The 19926-nt window shown below is 70.1% G+C and carries 21 protein-coding genes and 1 tRNA gene; 4 read left to right on the top strand and 18 right to left on the bottom strand.

The features are described from left to right. Positions 1-53 precede the first annotated feature (53 nt). Positions 54-1202 (bottom strand): GGDEF domain-containing protein, encoded by a 1149-nt coding sequence (locus ABEA67_RS06790; protein WP_345462855.1) that lies wholly within the window; start codon positions 1200-1202, stop codon positions 54-56. Between the two features lie 170 nt (positions 1203-1372). Here ABEA67_RS06790 and ABEA67_RS06785 point away from each other — a divergent pair. Then, positions 1373-1449: transfer RNA gene (locus ABEA67_RS06785), tRNA-Ile, on the top strand. A gap of 225 nt (positions 1450-1674) precedes the next feature. On the opposite strand, the gene ABEA67_RS06780 is transcribed toward ABEA67_RS06785, so the two are convergent. From ABEA67_RS06780 to lipB, 3 genes are read right to left on the bottom strand one after another with little or no spacing between them, the layout of a single operon-like run. Beyond that, entirely contained in the window at positions 1675-2181 is a 507-nt protein-coding gene (locus ABEA67_RS06780) for a short-chain dehydrogenase (RefSeq protein WP_345462853.1), read from the bottom strand. A 60-nt stretch (positions 2182-2241) separates the two neighbouring features. After that, a complete protein-coding gene (gene lipA / locus ABEA67_RS06775) occupies positions 2242-3237 on the bottom strand; it encodes a lipoyl synthase (RefSeq protein WP_345462851.1) in 996 nt (331 codons plus the stop codon). Continuing rightward, on the bottom strand, positions 3234-3956 hold the full coding sequence (gene lipB / locus ABEA67_RS06770) for a lipoyl(octanoyl) transferase LipB (RefSeq protein ID WP_345462848.1): 723 nt from the start codon (positions 3954-3956) through the stop codon (positions 3234-3236). The genes lipA and lipB overlap by 4 nt, the downstream gene beginning before the upstream one ends. A gap of 212 nt (positions 3957-4168) precedes the next feature. Here lipB and ABEA67_RS06765 point away from each other — a divergent pair, with 212 nt between their 5' ends. Next, complete coding sequence (locus ABEA67_RS06765) at positions 4169-4693, top strand: GNAT family N-acetyltransferase (RefSeq protein ID WP_345462845.1); 525 nt, start codon at positions 4169-4171, stop codon at positions 4691-4693. Between the two features lie 15 nt (positions 4694-4708). Here the strand turns inward: ABEA67_RS06765 and ABEA67_RS06760 are convergent, their stop codons facing one another. Continuing rightward, on the bottom strand, positions 4709-5494 hold the full coding sequence (locus tag ABEA67_RS06760) for a hypothetical protein (RefSeq protein ID WP_345462842.1): 786 nt from the start codon (positions 5492-5494) through the stop codon (positions 4709-4711). Between the two features lie 266 nt (positions 5495-5760). On the opposite strand from ABEA67_RS06760, the gene rplS reads away from it, so the two are divergent. Continuing rightward, entirely contained in the window at positions 5761-6246 is a 486-nt protein-coding gene (rplS, locus tag ABEA67_RS06755) for a 50S ribosomal protein L19 (protein ID WP_345462840.1), read from the top strand. 84 nt (positions 6247-6330) lie between these two features. Next, a complete protein-coding gene (locus ABEA67_RS06750) occupies positions 6331-7137 on the top strand; it encodes an HAD-IIB family hydrolase (RefSeq protein ID WP_345462837.1) in 807 nt (268 codons plus the stop codon). A gap of 80 nt (positions 7138-7217) precedes the next feature. Here the strand turns inward: ABEA67_RS06750 and ABEA67_RS06745 are convergent, their stop codons facing one another. The 13 genes from ABEA67_RS06745 to pilM all read right to left on the bottom strand — a co-directional run bounded on the left by ABEA67_RS06745 (position 7218) and on the right by pilM (position 19652). Then, on the bottom strand, positions 7218-7604 hold the full coding sequence (locus ABEA67_RS06745) for a VOC family protein (RefSeq protein WP_345462834.1): 387 nt from the start codon (positions 7602-7604) through the stop codon (positions 7218-7220). 15 nt (positions 7605-7619) lie between these two features. Then, positions 7620-9083 carry an ATP-binding cassette domain-containing protein gene (locus tag ABEA67_RS06740; protein ID WP_345462831.1) on the bottom strand — a complete coding sequence of 488 codons (1464 nt, stop codon included), beginning with the start codon at positions 9081-9083 and terminating at the stop codon, positions 7620-7622. Positions 9084-9159: 76 nt separating this feature from the next. Continuing rightward, complete coding sequence (gene rpsI / locus ABEA67_RS06735; RefSeq protein ID WP_345462828.1) at positions 9160-9552, bottom strand: 30S ribosomal protein S9; 393 nt, start codon at positions 9550-9552, stop codon at positions 9160-9162. Positions 9553-9554: 2 nt separating this feature from the next. After that, positions 9555-9980, bottom strand: coding sequence for a 50S ribosomal protein L13 (rplM, locus tag ABEA67_RS06730; RefSeq protein ID WP_345462826.1), 426 nt, complete (start codon positions 9978-9980; stop codon positions 9555-9557). A 240-nt stretch (positions 9981-10220) separates the two neighbouring features. Further along, on the bottom strand, positions 10221-10649 hold the full coding sequence (gene aroQ, locus ABEA67_RS06725) for a type II 3-dehydroquinate dehydratase (protein ID WP_345462823.1): 429 nt from the start codon (positions 10647-10649) through the stop codon (positions 10221-10223). An 88-nt stretch (positions 10650-10737) separates the two neighbouring features. Next, complete coding sequence (aroB, locus tag ABEA67_RS06720) at positions 10738-11787, bottom strand: 3-dehydroquinate synthase (protein ID WP_345463199.1); 1050 nt, start codon at positions 11785-11787, stop codon at positions 10738-10740. A gap of 1 nt (position 11788) precedes the next feature. Next, entirely contained in the window at positions 11789-12376 is a 588-nt protein-coding gene (locus ABEA67_RS06715; RefSeq protein WP_345462820.1) for a shikimate kinase, read from the bottom strand. Between the two features lie 136 nt (positions 12377-12512). Continuing rightward, on the bottom strand, positions 12513-13661 hold the full coding sequence (gene aroC / locus ABEA67_RS06710) for a chorismate synthase (protein WP_345462817.1): 1149 nt from the start codon (positions 13659-13661) through the stop codon (positions 12513-12515). Positions 13662-13791: 130 nt separating this feature from the next. Next, complete coding sequence (locus tag ABEA67_RS06705; RefSeq protein ID WP_345462814.1) at positions 13792-15867, bottom strand: secretin N-terminal domain-containing protein; 2076 nt, start codon at positions 15865-15867, stop codon at positions 13792-13794. Between the two features lie 3 nt (positions 15868-15870). After that, positions 15871-17145 (bottom strand): hypothetical protein, encoded by a 1275-nt coding sequence (locus tag ABEA67_RS06700; RefSeq protein ID WP_345462811.1) that lies wholly within the window; start codon positions 17143-17145, stop codon positions 15871-15873. After that, positions 17142-17783 carry a type 4a pilus biogenesis protein PilO gene (gene pilO, locus ABEA67_RS06695; protein ID WP_345462809.1) on the bottom strand — a complete coding sequence of 214 codons (642 nt, stop codon included), beginning with the start codon at positions 17781-17783 and terminating at the stop codon, positions 17142-17144. The genes ABEA67_RS06700 and pilO overlap by 4 nt, the downstream gene beginning before the upstream one ends. Then, positions 17773-18480 carry a fimbrial assembly protein gene (locus ABEA67_RS06690; protein ID WP_345462806.1) on the bottom strand — a complete coding sequence of 236 codons (708 nt, stop codon included), beginning with the start codon at positions 18478-18480 and terminating at the stop codon, positions 17773-17775. The genes pilO and ABEA67_RS06690 overlap by 11 nt, the downstream gene beginning before the upstream one ends. After that, positions 18477-19652, bottom strand: a complete 1176-nt coding sequence (gene pilM, locus ABEA67_RS06685; protein WP_345462803.1) for a type IV pilus assembly protein PilM — start codon at positions 19650-19652, stop codon at positions 18477-18479. The genes ABEA67_RS06690 and pilM overlap by 4 nt, the downstream gene beginning before the upstream one ends. Positions 19653-19926 lie beyond the last annotated feature (274 nt).

The following is a 19926-nucleotide window of genomic DNA, read 5'->3' as shown; positions in this document are numbered from 1 at the left end:
CAGCCTCCCGCGTGGTTCCGAGTCTAATACGGATTCTGCCGCCGCCCGGGGCTTCAGGCCGCCGGTGCGGCCGCAAGGACCACGCCCGCTTCCGTGCCGAGATGGACCCGGTTGCCGCCGTCCTGGCGGGCCTGCGCCAGCGCCTGTTGCGCGTGCGTCAGCAGGGCGCGGCCGCTGGTGTGCCCGGCCCAGACCGTCACGCCGACGCTGACGGTGGGCAGGACGCCCTGCAGCGGCCGCGAGGCGACCCGCACCCGCAGCCGCTCGCAGGCCGCGCGGGCCGACCGGGCATCGGGAACGCGCATCAGCACGGCAAAGGTCCCGTCGCCCAGGCACCCGACTACGTCCTCGTCGCGGGTGGCGGCGGTCAGGGTGCGGGCCACGTGGGCGCGCAGCACCTGGGCAAAGGCCACCCCCCGCTCCGCCTGCGCTTCCTCCAGACCGTCCAGCGCCAGCACCGCCACCGTCAGCCCCGCCGGGCGCTGGGGAAGATGCCCCGCCAGCACCCGCTCCAGCGCGGGGTATCCCGGCAGGCCGGTCAGGGGATCACACTCCTGGTCAGCCATGCCTGACCAGCTTCCGCAGCGGGCTGCCGTCCGGGCGCGGCGGCCCGCCGCCTGCTGCCCCAGCAGGGCCACACCCCCGGCCAACTGCACCTGCAACAGGGCATTCAGCAGGGCGCTGCCTTCCGGCCCGCGCGCGCCCATGGGACCGGCGGCAAAGAGGAGGGTCAGCAGCAGCAGGCTTCCCAGGGCCGCCCCACTCACCACCCGCCCCTGCCGCTCCCCGAGCAGCCAGGCCGGGGCCAGGAGCAGGACCAGACACCAGGGGAGCATGTTGCCCAGCGACAGGACCGCGCCCGGTGTGGCCGCGCCAAACAGCCGGAAGGCCAGTTCGCCCAGCAGCAAGGCCCAGCCGCCCAGCAGCAGCAGCAGGTCCAGCACCCGCAGCGGGCAACGCGGCACCAGCGTCAGGACCAGGACCAGCCCCAGCAGGCCCGCCAGCCCCAGCAACGTGACGGCCAGCACGGGCGCGGGGGCCGGTCCTGGCAGGGCCAGCGGGAGGAGAGTTCCCAGCAGCGCCAGCGGCAACACCGTCTGATAGCTTTCCCGGCGGTTCGTGCCTTTGCGCAGGAGGCCCCGTCCGCGCCACGCGTCGGCCGGCGGCAGGACGTCGGGAAACGGCAGGCAGGGATCACGCATACCCTGGCAGCGAAGCATGCCCGCCCTCACCGGAACCTGACACGGCTGCTGCCCCCGGTGGGGGAGGGACATGCGCTGCCCTGGCCCCCTGCGGGGCAGGCGTTGACACCCCGCCGCCCCCCTGATACATTGTCACCCGCTCGTCCGGAAGGACCGGCGGAACAAGGTGCGCGGGTGTAGCTCAGCTGGTTAGAGCGCACGCCTGATAAGCGTGAGGTCCCCAGTTCAAGTCTGGGCATCCGCACCAAGACAAGACCCCTGCCCACGGCGGGGGTTTTTGCGTCAGGACAGGAGTCATAAAAGGATATTGACCAGGCGGAGCGGACAGGTGTCCTCACGGCGTCCGTCGCGCCCAGGACAGCAGGCGAAATAGGGCAGCGGCGATTCGGACAGGGCTAGGGCGGCGCTCCGTTGCGTCGCTGCATGTCTCAGGCGTCCACTCCACTCCGCGCCGCCCTTTCTGCGCCCCGACCTAGGGCCGCCTCTCCCAGGGGTCCACCACGCCGATCACCTGCCGGTTCAGGTGATGCCGCAGCGCATGCAGGACGCCTCCGCTGATTTCCTCGTGGGTCAGCCAGCGCGAGCTTTCCCCCGCCAGCACGAACCCGAGGATGAGTTCGCGGTAATCGTGGTGCAGCGCCGCGAAGCGCTCCCGCCTGCGGCTGCCCATCCTGGCCGGATTCGCTGCCGCGCTTCCCAGCAGGTGCCAGTAGGGGCCGCGCACGTGCCGGGCCACCACGAAAGGGGCTTCGGGTGCGGTGCCGTGTATCCACACCACCGCCCGGTCGAAGGGTCCGGCCTGCGCCAGCGCCCGCTCCAGCGCCTCCGTGTCCCGGTAATCCAGGGGCAGGAGGTGGGCGCGGGTGTCCTGAAGCCGCTCAGGCCGCCGCGCCAGCACCGTCACCTCGTCCCCCTCCTCCAGCAGGGCACGGACCACGCCCGCGAGCATTCCAGTTCCGCCGACCACCAGCGTTCGCATGGGCCAAGGGTAAGGGGTCGGGGCGTCGAGAGGTGGCCCGACCCCCCCAGCTTCTCGCCTTCAGATCAGGCTGAGCTGCTCGCCGCCCTCCAGGTGCGCGAGGTGGTCGGGCAGGTCCGTGGGGCGGTCCATCACGATCTGCTCGGCCTTGTACGAGGAGCGGACCAGCGGCCCGGCGACGACTTCCAGGAAGCCCATCGCCATCCCCTCCTCCCGGATATCGTCGAACTCGGCGGGGGAGACGTAGCGCTCGACCGGCAGGTGGTGCATGGTGGGACGCAGGTACTGGCCGAAGGTGAGCACGTCCACGCCGTGCGCGCGGCAGTCGGCCATCGCCTCGCGCAGTTCCTCGCGCGTCTCGCCCAGGCCCAGCATGATGCTGGTCTTGGTGATCACGTCGGGGCGGCTCTGCTTGGCGTGCCGCAGCACCCCCAGCGTGCGCTCGTAGCTCGCGCGGATGTCGCGCACAGGATGGGTCAGGCGGCGCACCGTTTCGAGGTTCTGGGCGTACACGTCCACGCCGCTGTCCAGCACCAGGTCCACGCAGTGGGGATTGCCGCCGAAGTCGGGCGTCAGTGCCTCAACGCGGGTGCCGGGATTCTCGCGCTTGATGGCCGTCACCGTCTTGGCGAAGTGGTACGCGCCGCCGTCGGGCAGGTCGTCACGGTCCACCGAGGTCAGCACCACGTACTTCAGGCCCATCAGCCGCACCGACTCAGCCACACCGCGGGGTTCGTCGAGGTCCAGCTTGCCCATCGGGTTGCCGGTATCCACCGCGCAGAAGCGGCAGGCGCGGGTGCAGATGTGGCCCATCAGCATGAAGGTGGCGGTGCCGCGCGACCAGCACTCCCCGATGTTGGGGCACATCGCCTCCTCGCAGACGGTGTGCAGGCGGTGTTCCTTGACGATCTTGCGGACCTCGCCGTACACCTGCCCGGTCGGGATGGTGACCTTGAGCCACTCGGGCTTCTTGTCGCGGACCGGCACGCTGTCCTTGCGGTAGATGCCGTTCTTGATAAAGCGGGCTTCTTTCTGGGTCGGATCCTGCTGCGTCATGCTCTGCTCCCCGCTGCGGCGATTTCCGGCAGCGTCCAGTCGTAGGTTTGGAAGGTGGTGAAGAAGGCGCGGGTGAGGGCGGCGCGCGCTTCCTCCAGGCTGGCGGTCCGGTTCAGGCCGCGCAACTCGTACTCGCGCTCGATGCTGGTCATCTGCGTGCCACTGAGGCCGCAGGGCACGATCAGCTCGAAGTGCTGGAGGTTCGTGGTCACGTTCAGCGCCAGCCCGTGCAGGGCCACGTGGCGCTGCACTGCCACGCCGAAGGATGCGATCTTCTGCTCGTACTCGCGGCCGTTCACCTCGCGCGGGTCCACGTACACGCCCGCGTAGCCGGGGTTGGGGCGGGCGTCGGGCAGGCCCAGTTCCCCCAGGGCCGTGATGGTCGCCCCCTCCAGCAGCCGCAGGAAGTCCTGCACCCGCCGCCCGACCGGGAAGATCGCGTAGGCGACGAGCTGACCGGGGCCGTGGTAGGTCACGTCGCCGCCGCGCTCGACCTCCAGCACCTCGATGCCCTGCCCGGCGAGGTACTCGCGCGTCACGATGATGTTGCTGCCTTCCCTGGCCTTGCGGCCCAGCGTCAGCACGGGGGGGTGCTCGACCAGCAGCAGCGTGGGCCGCCCGCCCGCCGCCACCCGCGCGTGGTGCCGATGCTGCACGTCCCACGCCTCCCGGTAGGAGAGCGTGCCCAGGTCCAGCACGTCGAATGGTGCGTCCTTCACGGCCCGATTGTACGCCCGCCGCCGGCCCGCCCACCGTGCCAGAGGGCGAGATTCGGGGGGACATTGACCAGCGGGAATGGTCGGCGGATATGCGCGCAGTGGTCAGGACGGCAAAAATCTGGCCGCCGGGGCGTCCGCCTTGTCCGGACGGCTGAGGCGGCCTCCGCCTTCTGGCCGAGGCCCCCGCCTGCCCCCGGCCTCTACCCTGGCCCATGCCGAGCCTGGTTCCCCCCTCCGAGCGGTACAAAGCGAGCTTTCTGGACGCGGTGCGCGAGGCGCAGGCCAGTGGGAGCGGCCTGGGCGACACCCTGACCTGGAACGTTGCGGAGGCGGAGGCCGACTTCGGGCCGCTGCTGGCCGCGCTGCGCCGCTTCGAGCCGCCCGCTGAGCTGCCCCAGGGGTATGTCCACTCCGAATACCGCTGGCTGGTGGAGGGCGACACCTACCTGGGCCGCGTCAGCCTCCGCCACACGCTGAACGACCGTCTGCGGCAGTTCGGCGGCCACATCGGCTACGAGATTCGCCCCTCGGCCCGGCGTCAGGGGTACGGCACACAGATCCTGGCGCTGGCGTTGGGGCGTGCCCGCGACCTGGGCCTCACGCGCGTGCTGCTCACCTGCGACGTGGACAATCTGGGTTCACGCGGGGTGATCGAGGCGAACGGCGGGGAACTGGAGGGCGAGTTCCGCCTGGATTTCTACGAGAAGCCGATTCGGCGCTACTGGATCACGCTCTGACCCCAGGGCACCGCCCTAGCGGCCCCGCAGTTCCTCGGCCTTATGCTGGAGGGTACGGGCCAGGTCGTCGAGGACCTGGACCTTCTGGGGGACAGAGGCTCCGGTGTCGCTGACCTTCTCGGCCACCGCTTCCCCGATGGAGGTCAGGGCACCCAGTTGCCCGGCCCCGGCCTCGTCCAGCTCGGCGATGCGTTCCACAATGCCCTCGCCCACCTCGGTGAGTTCCCGCAGCTCCTCCTCGGCACCGAATTGCCGCAGGGCCTCCACCCGCGTCTGGTGTTCGGCGCTGAGGCGGTCGAGCCGCGCCACCTCCTCCAGCGTGCCCGCCTGCGCCCGCGCCGCCGCGATGATGGTGCCCAGCGCCTGCATCTGCTCCTGGAGGCGCTGGTGAATCTGCCGCAGCGTCTGGACGCTCACCTGTTCGCTGGGCGTCCGGGTCACGTCCTCCAGCGCACGGCAGATCAGGTCGTCCAGCGCTTCTGCCGCCGTGATCTGGGCCTCGCCGCTGAGGGCGATCTCGGTCAGGGCGTGGACATGCTCTTTCCGTTCCTGCGCCTGCGCCCCGAGCGGCAGCGCCCGCACCTGCTCGGTGGTGAGGCGCACCACCTGCCGCAGCGTTTCCGTCGCGGCCAGGCCCTCGCGCCCCGCCCGGAGGATGTCCTCCAGCGTGCGGGTCTGCGCCCAGCCGGCCGCCCCTACATGCTGCCGCGCCCGCACCTCGGCCAGGCGGCGGCGCTGCTCGGTGGTCGCCTGCCGGGCAGTGTTCAGCAGGGCGTCTCTCTTCTCGACGGAATCGCTCACCGTGCCATGTTGCCGGAGGTCATAGATGAGGAAAGTGAAGGATACCCTTTCCGCTTTTCCCCGGCTTTTTGCGCCTCCAGGCCGTCTTCTTAAACTGCGGGTGAAGAGAGGAGCGCTGCCCCGTTCCCCTCCCCTTGAGTGTCCCCGCCCGCCCGCGTATACTCCCAAGGTCTGCCCCGCCCAGAGCGGGTGCGTACATCTGACCAAGAACGTCTCTGCCTGATGCAGTCAGGAGGTGGGGCGGTCCGCTGGCAAAGGAGAGAGTCATGCAGAACATCAAAGTGAACCGCGGCGCGATTCTGCGTTCGGTCGAGCAGGGGCACATCAAGACGGATCACCCCGACTTCCAGCCCGGCGACACCGTGCGCGTCGAGACGAAGGTCGTCGAAGGCAACCGCACCCGCAACCAGGCCTTCGAGGGCGTGGTTATCGCCATCAACGGCACGGGCAGCCGTAAGAGCTTCACGGTCCGCAAGATTTCCTTCGGTGAGGGTGTCGAGCGCGTGTTCCCCTTCAGCAGCCCGCTGGTCGCCAAGGTGACCGTGATGGAGCGCGGCAAGGTGCGCCGCGCCAAGCTGTACTACCTGCGCGAACTGCGCGGCAAGGCCGCCCGCATCAAGAGCGACCGCAGCCGCGTGATGAAGGACGCCGCCCGCAGCCAGCAGGCCCGCGCGCAGGCCCAGGCCGCTCCCGCCGAGACGGCCACCGAGGCCCAGAGCGACTTCACGCCCGTCGAGACGCTGGGCGAGTAAGACCTCCCCGGCTTTCGCCCCGCCTGCCTAAAAGGGCAGGCGGTTTTCCTTTGCCGCCCCCCGCCTGCTAGGCTGCCGCCCGTGATGCCCCGCCCGCCTGCCGACCTGCCCCTGCTGCTGGCCTTTGACCTCGACGGCACCTTGATTCCCGACCAGGGCCGCGAGGTGCCCGCCGCGACCGCGCAGGCGCTGGTGCGTTTGCGGGCGCTGGGCGTGCGGCTGGCGATCATCACCGGGCGCGACACGCCGCCGTCGGCGGTGCGGGAGGCCGTGCAGCCCGATGCGGTCGCCACCAACAATGGCGGACGCATCGAGATCGGCGGCGAGCTGCACACCGAGGCCCGCTTCACGCCCGCCGAGCTGGAAACGGTCCTGGCGCACGAGCTGGAGGACGCCCGCGTGGTGGTGTTCACGGCCCAGGGCCTGTATGTGGACCTCCCGCCGGGCCGGGAGCCGGAAGCCTGGATGCACGCCCGTGGCTACCGGCCCCTGGCGGAAGCTCCGACCGAGGGCGTGCTGAAGGTGGGCTTCTATCACCCCGATGTCGCGGGGTTCGCTGCCCGTCTGCGCGCCCGGTATCCACACCTCGTCCTGACCGGTGCGCAGGCCCCCTACACCGAGTTCCTGACCGTCACGCCGGTCGGTGCCCACAAGGGCGCGGCCCTGACGTTGATTGCGGAGGCGCTGAATATTCCGCTGGAGCGCACGGTGGCCTTCGGCGACAGCGACAACGACCAGGCGATGCTGGAACTCGCCGGGTACGCGGTGCAGCTCGGCACGCTGCCCCTGCTCGCCCCGCACGCGCACGCTCAGGTGGCTTCCCCGGCCACCCTGGGGGCGTATCTGCATGAGCTGGCCGACCGGCTGGAAGAGGCTGGGCGGGGGGCCTGAAGCCCCGCTTCGCTTCCCTTTAGGGCGGGGCACAGTGGAGTGGACGCCCGAGACATGCGGCAACGAAACGGAGCGCCGCCCTAGCTCCGCTGGAGCACCATCAGGGCGTTGCCGTCCGGGTCGCGGAACACGAAGTAGGCCAGCCCCCGGTGCGCCTCCTCGATCTCGCCCACCGACAGAGCCCCCAGGGTCCGCAGATGCTCACGGGCTGCGGACAGGTCCCGGCTGTGAAAGGACAGGATGGGATGCGCCGCAGGCTGGAACTCGAACGCCGGGTCCGCCCCGTGATCATCCAGCGTCACCCACGGCTGTTCCCCGGACACGTTCAGCGTGTAGTAGTGGCGCTGTAACTCCTCCTCCTTCAGGGGCACCCCAAACGCCGCGCTGTACCACTCTGCAGCCCGGCGAAGGTTGCGGACATGGATAAAAACGCCATCCACACGGTTGAGCAGGGGCGAGGAAGACATGCCGGCCACTGTACCTCAGCGTCTCCTGGGGAGAGGATCTGCTCCCGCCACCCGCCCGCCCTCCAGCCGCAGATGATGCGTCAGGCCCGGCGGCGCGTCCTGAGGCCGGTGCGCGATCACCATGACATGCGTCCCCTGCCGCGCCAGTTCCGGCAGCAGCGCCAGAAAGCGGGAACGCGCCCCCGCGTCCAGAAAATCCAGCCCCTCGTCCAGCATCAGCAGGCGGGGGGCGTGGCCCACGGCGCGGGCCAGCAGCAGGCGGCGCAATTGCCCCTGCGAGAGTGCCTCGGCGCGGCGGTCGAGCAGGTCGGTCACGTGCAGGTGGGCCGCCAGTTCCTCCACCCGCGCGGCCTGCTCCGGGGTGAGTTCCGCCGTGAAGCCCTCGCTGCCGCCCCACGCGCTGCCGATCACCTCGCGGCCCGTCCAGGCCCGCCGCTGCCGGATGCCGACCTCCGCGCCGACCAGGCCCACCGTGCGGCGGCGCTCGCTCAGCAGGTCGCGGGTCAGGAAGGGGCGCTCAATCCGGCCGCCCAGCGCGGGGTGCAGTTCCCCGGCAATCAGCCGCGCGAGGGTGCTCTTGCCGCTGCCGTTCTCGCCCGTCACCAGCCAGTGCTGCCCGGCCTCCCAGGTCCACGAGAGCGGCCCCAGCGCGCGGTGCCCGTTGCGGTACACCTCCACGTCCCGCAACCGCACGAGGTCGCCGGAACTGGGGGGCGGGGGCAGGTGGACGGCAGTCGTGGGGGGAGGGGCCGTTGCCTGTCCTGCCACGACGCGCCCACCTTCCACCCACAGCGTCCGCCAGGGCAGCGGCGGCGCTTCCTCGGGCCGGTGCGTGGCGAGCACGATGGCGACGCCGGCGGCATGAAGGTCCCCCAGCACTCGCCCCAGCGTCTCCCGCGCCCCCGCACTCAGCCCATCCGTGAACTCGTCGAGCAGCAGCAGTTCCGGGCGGGGCATCAGGGCGCGGGCCAGCACCACCCGCCGCCGCTGCCCGTGGCTGAGCGTGCGGAAGTCGCGCTCCAGCAGGCCCGTGACCTCCGTCAGCGCCGCGACCTCTGTCAACCGGGCCAGCGCCTCCGTGCCCGGCTCCCACAGCCGCAGCGTGTCCCCCTCGAAGCCAGCCAGCAGCACATCCCGCACGGTCTGCGCCCAGTCGCGCGTGAGGTAGAAAGCCTCGGCATCCGGTCCCACCACGCTCAGGCTGCGCCGTGCCCGCACCGCCGACCGCTGAAGGGAGCCGCCCAGGCCGTACACCCGCTCACCCTGGACTGGGGCCGCCTCACCCGAGAGCAGCCGCAGCAGCGTGGTCTTGCCGCCGCCGTTCGGGCCAGCCAGGCAGAGCGCCTCGCCGGGTCGGAGGTCCAGACTCACACCCTCCAGCAGGGTGCGCCCGCCCGCGCGCACGGTCACGTCCCGCAGCGCCACCAGCGGCACGGTCCCCGTCTCCTCCCGCGCCTGTTCCCCTGCCTTGCCCGTCATCCCCACACCCTACCGCCCACACCCCAGCAAAAAACCCCCCTCCACACGGGAAGGGGGTCTTGCCTGCCGCCTCGAATCAGCGCTTGCTGAACTGGGGGGCGCGGCGGGCCTTCTTGAGGCCGTACTTCTTGCGCTCGACCTCGCGGGGGTCGCGGGTCAGCAGGCCGCGCGGCTTGAGCTGGGCGCGGAAGTCGGGGTTGACCTTCAGCAGCGCGCGGGCGATGCCGAGCTTGATCGCGTCGGCCTGACCGCTGGGGCCGCCGCCGGTCACGGTGATGACGGCGTCGTAGCGGCCCGCCGTGCCCGTCTCGCGGAAGCCCTGGAGGGCGTGGACGGCGCGCAGCAGACCACGGAAGTAGGTCTGGAACTCCTTGCCGTTCACGATGATCTTGCCTTCGCCGGCGCGCAGGAACACGCGCGCGACGGCGGCCTTGCGGCGGCCGGTGCCGTAGAACTGTTCAGTAGCCATGATTACTTGACCTCGAGCTTCTGGGGCTTCTGGGCGCTGTGCGGGTGCGTCTCGCCCGCGTAGACCTTCAGGCGCGTGTGCATCGCGCGGCCCTGGCGGCCCTTGGGCAGCATGCCGAACACGGCGTGCTCGATCACGCGCTCGGGGTGCTTGGCGAGCGCCTGACGCGCCGTTTCGGTCTTGAGGCCGCCCTGGTAGCCGGTGTAGCGGGTGTAGACCTTGCCGTCCAGCTTGTTGCCGGTCAGCACGACCTGCGCCGCGTTCAGCACGACCACGAAGTCGCCCTGGATCATGTTCGGCGTGAAGTCGGGGCGGTGCTTGCCACGAATGCGGCTGGCGATCAGCGTCGCGAGGCGGCCCAGCGGCACGCCCGTCGCGTCCACCACGACCCAGTTCTGCTCGTCGTTCTTGGGAACAAAGGTTTTCACCGTGAAACTCCGTAAAAGGGGGATTTGGCTGCGAGTGCGCCCCGCCCCGCTCGGGGGAAAGCTGCGGGCGTGCGCCTCCGGGTGCCTCCCGGTCGCCTCGGCCCTACCAAGCACGAGACACTAAAGGTAAAGGTATCAGAGGAGAGGGGGGAGGGGCAAGGGCGGGGAAGTGCGCGGGCAGCGGTGCGCGGGACGCAGGAAAGGGAAACCGCGCACCGCCTCCCGCGCACCGCGTTCCCCTTACCCTCCCTCCACCAAAGCCTCCAGCGCCAGCCGGTAGCCCAGAAAGCCCAGCCCACTGATTTTTCCCCGGCAGACCGCTGCCGTCACCGATTTGTGCCGGAATTCCTCGCGGGCGTCCACGTTGCTGATGTGGACCTCCACGACGGGGAGGGGTTGCCCGGAAATAGCGTCCCGCAGCGCGTAGCTGTAGTGCGTCAGCGCGCCGGGGTTGAGGACGATGCCGGTGAAGCCGTGGGCGTCCGCGTCCTGAATCCACTCCAGCAGTTGGCCCTCGTAGTTGCTCTGGCGGCAGGTGACGGGCACGCCAAGTTCCGCCCCCCATGTCTCGCAGAGGCGTTCCAGGTCTTCCAGCGTCTGCGAGCCGTACACGCCCGGTTCGCGCAGGCCGAGGCGGTTCAGATTCGGGCCGTTCAGGACGAGAATCATGGGATACCTCCAGGGTAGGGTGAAGCTATGAGCGGTGAGCTATGAAAAAGATGGCACATGCCAAAGCTGAGGCTCCTTTGGTGCCGGTTCACAGCTCATAGCTCATAGCCTCCTCCTGCCAGCGGCCAAACTCCCGCCGCAGCACCGCCGAAGGCACCCGCGCCAGATAGGGCTGGGCCAGGCTATGCAGCAGCACGAAGCGCACGCCCTCCGAGTCGGCCTTCTTGTCGCGGGCCATGTAGGGCCACACCTCGTCGAAGGTGAGGGGGGGGAGGGGGCGAGGCCGCTGCCAGCGCAGGAAGGCGCGGGTATGCCCGGTCAGGTCCGCGCCGCCCAGTGCCCGGCCCAGCAGCGCCGCGTAGTGCATCCCGTACCCGACCGCCTCGCCGTGCGTGACCGCGTGGTCGGTGACGGCCTCCAGCGCGTGCGCGAGCGTGTGGCCGAAGTTCAGGAAGGCCCGCTCGCCCTGTTCGGTCAGGTCGCGCGTCACCACGGCGGCCTTGACGGCGATGGCGTCCGCGAGGGTGTCCTCCAGACCCGGCCCACCAGGGCGGAAGTCGGGCGAGAGGACGCGGGAGAGCAGCGTCGGGTCGGCAATCAGGCCGTGTTTGTAGGCCTCCGCCGCACCCTCCGCGAACACGGCGGGCGGCAGGGTGGCGAGCGTGTCCGTGTCGCACCAGACGGCTTTCGGCGGCCAGAAGGCCCCCACCAGGTTCTTGCCCTCGGGCAGGTTCACGCCGGTCTTGCCGCCCACCGCCGCATCCACCATGCTCAGCAGCGTCGTGGGCAGGGTGTAAAAGGCCACGCCGCGCAGGTAGCTGGCCGCGACATAGCCCGCCAGGTCCGTTACCGCGCCGCCGCCCAGCCCCACCACTGCCGCGTCACGCGGGAGGTTGGCCTGCGCCAGCCCTGAGAGCACGCCCGAGAACACCTCCAGCGTCTTGCAGTCGTCGCGGGCGGGAACTTCGACCGTCAGGGCGGGGGAGAGGGCCGCCTGCACCGCCCGCACATAGGCCGCGGGCAGGTCCGCCGGGTGAAGCAGCGCGATCTGACGTTCGGGCACCCGCACCCGCGCGAGCAGGCCGGGGCCGACCTCCACCGCGTAGGGCTGCGGGCCGCCGACCTCGATTCGCCGCACGTCAGTCGGAGGCACGTTCCGCCACCGGTTCGGCCTCCCCGTCGGCCCAATCGTTGGCCCAGGCCCACAGGCGCTCGACGACCTCCTCCACGATTTCCTCGGCGGGGCGGCCGTCGCTGTGGACGTGGATGGTGCCCTGGCGGTAATGCTCCTCGCGCTCGTCCATCAGGGTGCGGATGCGCGAGAGGGGGTCTTCCGTGCGCAGCAGGGGCCGGTCGCTGTGGCGGGTGCGCTGGTACACGGTCTCAGGCGAGGCCCACAGCACGACCACCGGGCCGCGCTCCAGCAGCGTACGGCGGTTGGCCTCGTGGATGAAGGTGCCGCCGCCCAGGCTCACGACTGCGTGGTCGAGGCGGGTGACGCGGCGCACCACCTCGGCCTCGCAGGCGCGGAAGTAGCCCTCGCCCTCGTCGGCAAACACTTCCGGGATGCTCTTGCCGACCACGCGGGTGATCAGCTTGTCGGTGTCCACGAAGTGCAGCGCCAGCGCCCGCGAGAGTTCCCAGCCGATGCGGCTCTTGCCGGTGCCCATGAAGCCCGCCAGCGCCACCCAGGTGACGGGACGCTCGATCAGGCCGGACCCGTTCATGGGAGACAGTCTAGAGGAAAGCCCGTCAGTCAGCGTGACGCCTACACCCTCTGGCCCCGCACCTCCCGGCCCGTCCGGGTCAAGCAGCGCCGCCCGCACCGCGAGATCCACCCGCTCAGCCAGGCTTTCCGTGCGGTCAGTAGTCACGCGCGTAGGCCCGCGCCGCCGCCAGCCGCTCCTGAAGTTCGGGCAGGGTGTCGCCGCCGAACTTTTCCAGCACGGCCTCGGCCAGCACCCAGCCGATCACGCACTGGAGAATGACCCCGGCGGCGGGCACGGCGGTCGTGTCGCTGCGCTCACGGGCCGCGTCGGCCGCCTCGTGCGTGACCACGTTCACGGTCGGGAGCGGCTTCATCAGTGTGGCGATGGGCTTCATGGCGACGCGCACGATAAGCTCCTCGCCGTTGGTCATGCCCGCTTCCAGGCCGCCCGCCGCGTTGGTGTCGCGGGCATAGGTTCCCTCGCGGTAGTACACCGGGTCATGCACGCCGCTGCCGGGCTTCACGGCATTCTCGAAGGCCCGCCCGATTTCCACGCCCTTCATCGCCTGCACGCTGAGACAGGCCTGCGCGATCCGCCCGTCGAGCTTGCGGTCCCAGTGGACGTGGCTGCCCAGGCCCACCGGGAGGCCCCGGAAACGCACCTCCAGGATGCCGCCCAGCGTGTCCCCGTCCTTTTTCGCCTGGTCGATCCGCTCGCGCATCTGCGCCGCCGCGTCGGCATCAGGGGTTCGCAGGTCGGATTCCTCGATGGCGTCCAGCGCGTCCCAGGAGAAAGGCTGGCGCGTCTCGATGCCGCCCAGGCTCGCCACGTAGTTCGCTCCCTCCACCCCCAGTTCGGAAAGGAGCCTCAGCGCTACCGATCCCACCGCCACTCGCGCGGCCGTCTCGCGGGCGCTGGCGCGTTCCAGCACGTCGCGCAGGTCCCTGTGGCGGTACTTGATGCCGCCGGTCAGGTCCGCGTGGCCGGGGCGGGCGTCGGTCAGGGCCTTTTTGCGCGGTTCGTTTCCGGGTTCGGGCGACATGATCTCGGTCCAGTTGCGGTGGTCCCGGTTCTCGATCACCAGCGTGACGGGCGCACCCGTGGTCCGGCCCGCCCGCACGCCGCTCATGATCTGCGCCTCGTCGGTCTCGATCACCATGCGTCGGCCGCGCCCGTAGCCGCCCTGCCGCCTGCGGAGCCAGGGGTTGATGTCGCCCGCTCCAAGCGGCAGTTGTGAGGGAAGCCCCTCGATGATGGCCGTCAGTTGCGGCCCATGCGACTCCCCGGCGGTGAGATACCTCATGGAGGCGACTGTAGCGCCGCTTCCGGTGGGGGCAGGGCGGGCTGCCCAAACAGGGCGGGGGCGGCCCCGTTGCGGGAAACCGCCCCTCTCTTTTTTGCCGAAAGCTGATGGCTGAAAGCTACCCGCTCCCTTACTTGACGACGTTGCCGGTAATAATCACCAGCAGTTGCGTCTGCGTGCGGTCGGTCCGCTGCTTGCCGAAGGCCGCTCCAATCACCGGCAGGCTGCTCAGGAAGGGCACGCCGTCGGTGCTGCGCGACTCGGTGGTGCCCAGCAGGCCGCTCATCAGCACGGTCTGGCCGCTCTTGAAGGTGATGGTGCTCTGGGCTTCCGAGTTGGTGAAGTTCAGCAGGTTGGGCAGGGCGTTGGTGGGCAGCGCCCCGGCGATGTTGTTGACCTGCCCGCGCACCCGCAGTGTCACCGTGCCGTCGGGAGCGACCTGCGGGCTAAAGAAGTCGAGGTTGAGGCCGTAGTCGATCTGCTTCTCGATGTTGCCCGCGCTGGAAGGAATGTTGATTTCCAGCCGCCCGCCGCTCTTGATGCTGGCGGCCGCATTGGCCGAGGCGTTTTGCGTGTTGGTGCCGGTGCCCAGCGACCGCTGCCCGCTCTGCATGGTGACGTTGCCGTCGTACACGCGCTTGGTCATGCCCTGGTTTTCCAGCGCTTGCAGCGACGGGAAGATGTTGAAGCCCACCAGGTTCTGGGTGGGGTTGAAGGTCGCCCCCAGGCCGCCGCTTCCCACGCTGACGTTGAAGCCCCCGAAGTTGACCTTCCAGTCCAGGCCCAGCGTGCGGGCGGCCGTCTCGGTGATCTCCTGAATCCGGACCTGCACGTTGATCTGCGGCACCACCTGATCGAGCTGCGGCACCAGTTCAGCGATCTGAGCGACCTGCACGGGCGTGCCCCGCACAATCAGGGTGTTGGTGCGCTTGTCCGCGATGATCGTCGCGCCGTTGGACTCGGGGGCAGGCTGAGCCGCGTTCTGGCTGGTCTGGCTGGTGTTCTGCGCGGCGCTGGTGCCGGTGGTCGGCACCGTCACGGTGATGGCGTTGCCGTTGGCATCAGTAGCGTTGACAGGCACGTTCGCCAGCTTCTGCGGGTTGCCGCTGTCACCAGTGGCGGTCAGGTCGCGGGCCAGCGTCCCCTCCAGCGTGGCCTTGACCTCCTCGGCGCTGGCGTTGACCAGTTGGAAAACCTTCTGGACGACCTGCGGCCCGGTCTGGGGCGTGGGGCGGTCTACCTGGGCGAGCAGGGTGAGGGCGGCGTCCACGTCATTCTTGATGCCGCTGACGATAAGCTGCGACGACGCGCCGTACTGGGTCAGGCTCAGATTCGGATAGCGTGCCTTCACGAAGTTGACGACATCCGCCGGACTCCCCTGGGCCGTGTAGATCACCTGGCTCTGCGGCACCGACGCCACCTGCGCCTTGGGAACGTCAATCGTCGAAATGAAGCTGCGGACCTTTGCGGTGTCCTCCGCCGTGCCGCCCACGATCAGGCGGTTGTTCTCGGTGTCGGTGACGATCTTGAGGGTCCCTGCCAGGACGTAACCGTCGAACTGGCGCACCTTGTCCACAATCGCGCCGCTGGAATCCCGGATGGGCAGCTCGGTGTAGGTGCGCTCCCCGAAGAACTCCAGCGCCCGCTGGTACGCGTACTGGGCGTTGATGTTGCTGAGGGGTACCGCGAGCTGTGCGGGCCGCTGGCTGATGCGCAGCACCTGGCCGTTGCCGACGCGGACCACGCTGTATTGCAGCTCGTACACGTCCATCAGGAGGGGCCAGACCTCGTTGAAGGGCTTGTTGACGAAGCTGTAGGCGATGGGCTTGGCGCTCAGTTCCTGGGGCCGACCTATGGCAGAGGCATATCCCAGGCTGCCCGTGGTCGAGACGCTCTGGGTGTTGCTGCCGCCGGCCGTGCTGGTCGTGGTCGTGGAGGAGCTGGTCGTCAGGGCACCGTCGATCAGGGCCAGCGCATCGACATTGAAGTTGAACACCACCTCATAGCCGGCGCTCTTTGCCAGCGCGGCCAGCAGCATGGAGAGGGGGCCACGGTAGCTGCCCGTATTCACGCTCACGGGCGAGGAGGTCAGTTGGGGGTCAACGCGCGCCTGTACGGCAGGAGCAGCACTCTGCACGGAAGCGGGGGCGGTCTGCGCGGCGGCCATGCCGAGCGCGGCGGTCAGCAGGAGGGCGTATCTCTTCATGGCTCACCTTTTGTCGAGTTCCAGGGTCTTGGTGTCGTTGCCCAGCGCGAGGGTGACGCTGGTGGCGGTCACTTCGCGCACCACCACGTCCGAATCGGGGAGGGTCTGGCCGACCGACACGACCAGGAAACCGTCCTGGCCGTGGAAAATTGCGGTGTTCACCGGCCCGAGGACGGCGGCGTTGAACGCGAGGTCGCGGCTCTGCACCAGGCGGTCGAGGGGGTTGGTCGCGGCGGCCGTGCCGGTGGCCGGGGCAGCGCTGTCCGCGCCCAGTTGCGTGATGGGCTGCGGCGTGCCGGGGGTGGGCAGCGCGGTGACGGTCTGGCCGCCCGCCGTGCCCGCAGGCGTGGGCGTGCCCGCGGCGTCGGTGGTGCTGTTCCCGGCGGGCGCGCGGCCCAGCAGACCGTTCAGGTCGAGGTTGCCCTGCGGCACACTGACCCCGGCGACGGGCGGCTGCATGGGTGCGGACGGGGTGGGGGTGGCGGGGCGACCCGTCGGGGCCGCGCCTGCCGGGGTGCCGGGGCGGGTTGCGGGGCGAGTCACGGGCACCGTGGCCGTCGGAAGAGTGGGGCGGGGCGGCGTCAGGGTGACCGGCTCTGTCCTGGGCACGCTGCTGCTTGCCCCCGGCAGGGTCGGGGTCGGGAACGCGCCGCCCGTCACGCTGGGCGTGTTCACGCTGGTGGGGCGGCCGGTGCCGGGGATGGGCGAGATGGCGAGCGCGCCGGTATCCCGGCTCTCGGGCACGCGGACCACCGGGCTGGCGGCCTCGTTGCCGGGCAGGCGGCTGCCCGCCGGGGTGACCGGGGCCTGGGCCGTGACCGGGGCGGACGCGGTGCCTGCCCCCGCCCCGTCCGTGACGACGGACAGGGGGCGGAAGGGGTTCACGGTGGGCAGCGCCGCCAGGGGCGTATCCGGGTTGATGCCGCCGGGGATGGGCGGCGTTTCCTCCGCTGGGGTGCTGGTCGCGCCGGAATCCACCTGGCCGAAGGCCGGGAGGGAAGGCACCTCGACCTGTCCGGCGGGTTGCACGGCATTCACGTCCGTGCCGGTGCCCTGGGCCGCCTCCGCCTGGGAGGCCGGGGCCGTCGGCTGGGTGGGGGGGTCACTGGTGGGTGTGGCGGACGGGGTCTGGGCCAGGGTGTCCGCGCTGCGGCCACTGGTCCACACGTACCAGCCGCCCACCAGCGCCACCATCAGCAGCAGGACCAGCAGCAGCTTCATCTCGCGCGAGAGGTTCAGGGCGGTGGGTTTGGCCGGCTTCACCGAATTGCGGGTCACTGGGCACCTCCCTGGGGAGCCGCCGGGGGCGCGGCGGGGGCCGCGGGTGCGCCGCCCTCAGCGGCAGTGCCCGAGGCCTGCTGCTGGTCGTAGGTGTACACGGTGAGGTTCAGCGTGCCCTCCAGCTTCGGGTTAAAGGAGGTGGCCTGCGGCAGTTGCAGGTTCAGGCCGCCGACGGTCGTGAACCGGTTCATGGTTTCCAGCGAACGCAGCGCCCGGAACACCTGCGCGAACTGCCCGCTCAGGCTGAGGTTCAGGTTGATGGGCCGCACGCCGCCGGGCAGCCCGGTTCCGGTTCCGGCCTGCACATTGAAGGTGTTCATCTGCGCGCCCGCCGCGCTCACGTTGCGCCGCACCTCGTCCAGAACGCTACCGAACTGTGCGGTGGCGGGAAGTGCCCGCAGAAACTGGTCGCGCTCGCCCTCCAGGCGCGTCACGGTGCTGCGCAGCTCGGGCAGGCCACGCTGGGCGGCGCGGTAGCGCTCGGCGGTCATGCGGGTGGTGTCCACTTCGCCCTGAAGCTGGCTGATTTCCTGGAGGCGGACCTGATAGCGCCCGAAGTACCAGCCCAGCAGCAGCACCACGCAGAGGCCCAGCAGGGCCAGGAACAGGGAACGCGGGGCGAGCTTAACGGACATTGCTGCCTCCTGCCGGGGTGGCGGGCGCGGCAGGCGCGGCGGCGGGGGTCGCGCTCCCGGCCGGGTCCGCAGGGGCTGCGCCGGTGGTCTGGGTGCCCGGCTCGCCCACCAGTCCCACCGACGCGGCGAAGGTATACCGGCCCGTGTCGCCTTCCTGCCCCAGGCTGCGGAAGTCCACCGCGAAGTTCGGGCTGTTCTCGTAGGCGTTCAGGAAGTTGATCACCGACTGCTGGCTGCGCGCGGTGCCCGCGAGGTCGAACTCGCGCACCACGTTCTTGCCGGCGTAGATGCCGCCCTGTTGCTTGGAGGCCAGCGCGCCGGCGTCCAGCGGTTTGACGTTCATGCTGGTGATCGCTACGCCACCGCCGCGCGGAAGCTGGGCGGAAAAGGTCGCCACATCGTTCGTCCAGTACGTCTTGCCGTTCCGGAGCTGTTCCGCGACCGCCGTGACGTCTTCCAGGGTGCGCTGGGTGGCGAGCAGGCGGTCGTATTCCTGCTTGGCAGGAGTCAGGGCCGCGATCTCGCCATTGAGCCTATCCTGCTCGCCGCGCAGGCGGCTGACCTGCGAGCCGACCAGCAGTTCGGGAATCAGGATGGCGGCGGCGGTCAGGGGCAGCAGCGCGTAGGTCGCGTAACGCCAGGCGTCGGGCTGGCTGCGGCGGCGCTCCTGCTGGGGAAGCAGGTTGATCTCGATCATGAGGACTGCACCCCCCTCAGCGCCAGCCCCAGCGGCACGGTGAACTCGGCGGCGTTGGCCTGGAGGTAGCCGGTGTCCACGTTGGCCTGGTCGGTCTGCACGCTCAGCCAGGGGCTGCCCACCGCCACCCGGAAGCCCAGCGCGTCACTGATGGCGCTGCTCAGGCCGCGCAGCTTGGCCCCGCCCCCCGCGATAAAGGTCCGGTCGATCACCACGTCGCCCGACTGCACGCGGTAGAACTCCAGCGAGCGGCGAATCTCGGTGATCAGGTCGCCCAGCACCGGGCGGATCACCTCGAACACGCGCGCCGGGCTGTACTGCTCGCGCGACAGGTCGAAGTTCAGCAGGTCTTCCTCGTCCTCGGTGGGGGTGGTGGCGGTCGCGTAGCCCAGCTTGACGTCCTCGGCGGCGCTGAAGTCCAGGTCAAAGGCCTTCTGCAGGGCCGTGGTGAAGTCGTCGGCGGCCACGCCGATGTTGCGGGCCATCAGAATCCGCTCGCCGCGCACCAGGCTGATCACGCTGCTGCTCGCGCCGATTTCCAGCACCAGCGCCACCTCGCCCGCCTCGGTGTAGTTGGTGCCCACCAGGGTCTGCTTGTTGAGGTGCTCGCCCAGCAGGTTGCCGCGCAGCGCACGCAGCGCCGCGAAGCTCTTGAGGTCCACGACCGTGGGTTCCAGCCCCGCCAGCCGCAGCACCTCCACCTGCCGCGCCACCGCCTCGCTGGGGGCCGCGGCGATCACGGCCTCCATCTGCCCTTCCTCGGGGATGTCGGTGGGGTCGTCGAGCAGGTCGAAATCCAGGTTGACCTCGTCGATGGGGTAGGGGATGTAACGCTCCGCCTCCCACTTGATGGCCTCCTGGAGGTCCTTGCGCTCCATGCGGGGCACCATGATGTTGCGCGTGACCGCCGACTGGTTGGGCACGGCGGTCACGGCCTGACGGGTGGTGATGTGGTGTTCGGCCAGCAGGTTCTTCAGCTCGGTCGCCACCGCCTGCGGCTCGATCACCAGGCCGTCGCGCATGCTGCCGATGGGCGTGGGGACCATCACCGCGTGCTGGAGCACCGGCGGCGCACCAGGGCGCAGCGCCACCACCTTGATGGTGCTGGTCCCGATCTCCACGCCGATGGCACTCTGGCGCGGACTCATGAGGCGTTGGAATAGGCTCGACATTCTCCCTCCAGAAGCGGGCGGTATTTAGGGGTGACTCATCTGCGGGCAGGACCGCTCCGGCAGGAAGAGGAGAGGCAGAGAGGCGTGAAAAGGCAAAGGGGGGTGCATGAGCGTCTCATGCAACCACCCACCCACTTACGGAACTCTGACAGCCTCGGAACGCCTTGCTGGACGTGGTTTTGAGCGTATCTCAACGGAGGCCGGAGCGGGAACGGACACCCCCGGAACATGAAGACGGGTGGGCAGGCCACGGCCGCCCGTTTCCCGCCCCTCC

This window comes from Deinococcus carri (genome assembly GCF_039545055.1).
Lineage (GTDB): Bacteria > Deinococcota > Deinococci > Deinococcales > Deinococcaceae > Deinococcus > Deinococcus carri.
Note: the sequence above shows the minus strand (reverse complement) of the source record. Positions and strands in the feature narration are given on the sequence as shown.

Coding starts and splice junctions, on each gene's coding strand:
- ABEA67_RS06715 (WP_345462820.1), bottom strand. CDS start 12,376: ATGAACGGGTCCGGCCTGATCGAGCGTCCCGTCACCTGGGTGGCGCTG.
- ABEA67_RS06750 (WP_345462837.1), top strand. CDS start 6,331: ATGCCCCGCCCGCCTGCCGACCTGCCCCTGCTGCTGGCCTTTGACCTC.
- ABEA67_RS06745 (WP_345462834.1), bottom strand. CDS start 7,604: ATGTCTTCCTCGCCCCTGCTCAACCGTGTGGATGGCGTTTTTATCCAT.
- pilM (WP_345462803.1), bottom strand. CDS start 19,652: ATGTCGAGCCTATTCCAACGCCTCATGAGTCCGCGCCAGAGTGCCATC.
- lipA (WP_345462851.1), bottom strand. CDS start 3,237: ATGACGCAGCAGGATCCGACCCAGAAAGAAGCCCGCTTTATCAAGAAC.
- ABEA67_RS06705 (WP_345462814.1), bottom strand. CDS start 15,867: ATGAAGAGATACGCCCTCCTGCTGACCGCCGCGCTCGGCATGGCCGCC.
- ABEA67_RS06765 (WP_345462845.1), top strand. CDS start 4,169: ATGCCGAGCCTGGTTCCCCCCTCCGAGCGGTACAAAGCGAGCTTTCTG.
- ABEA67_RS06790 (WP_345462855.1), bottom strand. CDS start 1,202: ATGCGTGATCCCTGCCTGCCGTTTCCCGACGTCCTGCCGCCGGCCGAC.
- ABEA67_RS06690 (WP_345462806.1), bottom strand. CDS start 18,480: ATGATCGAGATCAACCTGCTTCCCCAGCAGGAGCGCCGCCGCAGCCAG.
- aroC (WP_345462817.1), bottom strand. CDS start 13,661: ATGAGGTATCTCACCGCCGGGGAGTCGCATGGGCCGCAACTGACGGCC.
- rpsI (WP_345462828.1), bottom strand. CDS start 9,552: ATGGCTACTGAACAGTTCTACGGCACCGGCCGCCGCAAGGCCGCCGTC.
- ABEA67_RS06740 (WP_345462831.1), bottom strand. CDS start 9,083: ATGACGGGCAAGGCAGGGGAACAGGCGCGGGAGGAGACGGGGACCGTG.
- pilO (WP_345462809.1), bottom strand. CDS start 17,783: ATGTCCGTTAAGCTCGCCCCGCGTTCCCTGTTCCTGGCCCTGCTGGGC.
- rplS (WP_345462840.1), top strand. CDS start 5,761: ATGCAGAACATCAAAGTGAACCGCGGCGCGATTCTGCGTTCGGTCGAG.
- ABEA67_RS06780 (WP_345462853.1), bottom strand. CDS start 2,181: ATGCGAACGCTGGTGGTCGGCGGAACTGGAATGCTCGCGGGCGTGGTC.
- aroQ (WP_345462823.1), bottom strand. CDS start 10,649: ATGATTCTCGTCCTGAACGGCCCGAATCTGAACCGCCTCGGCCTGCGC.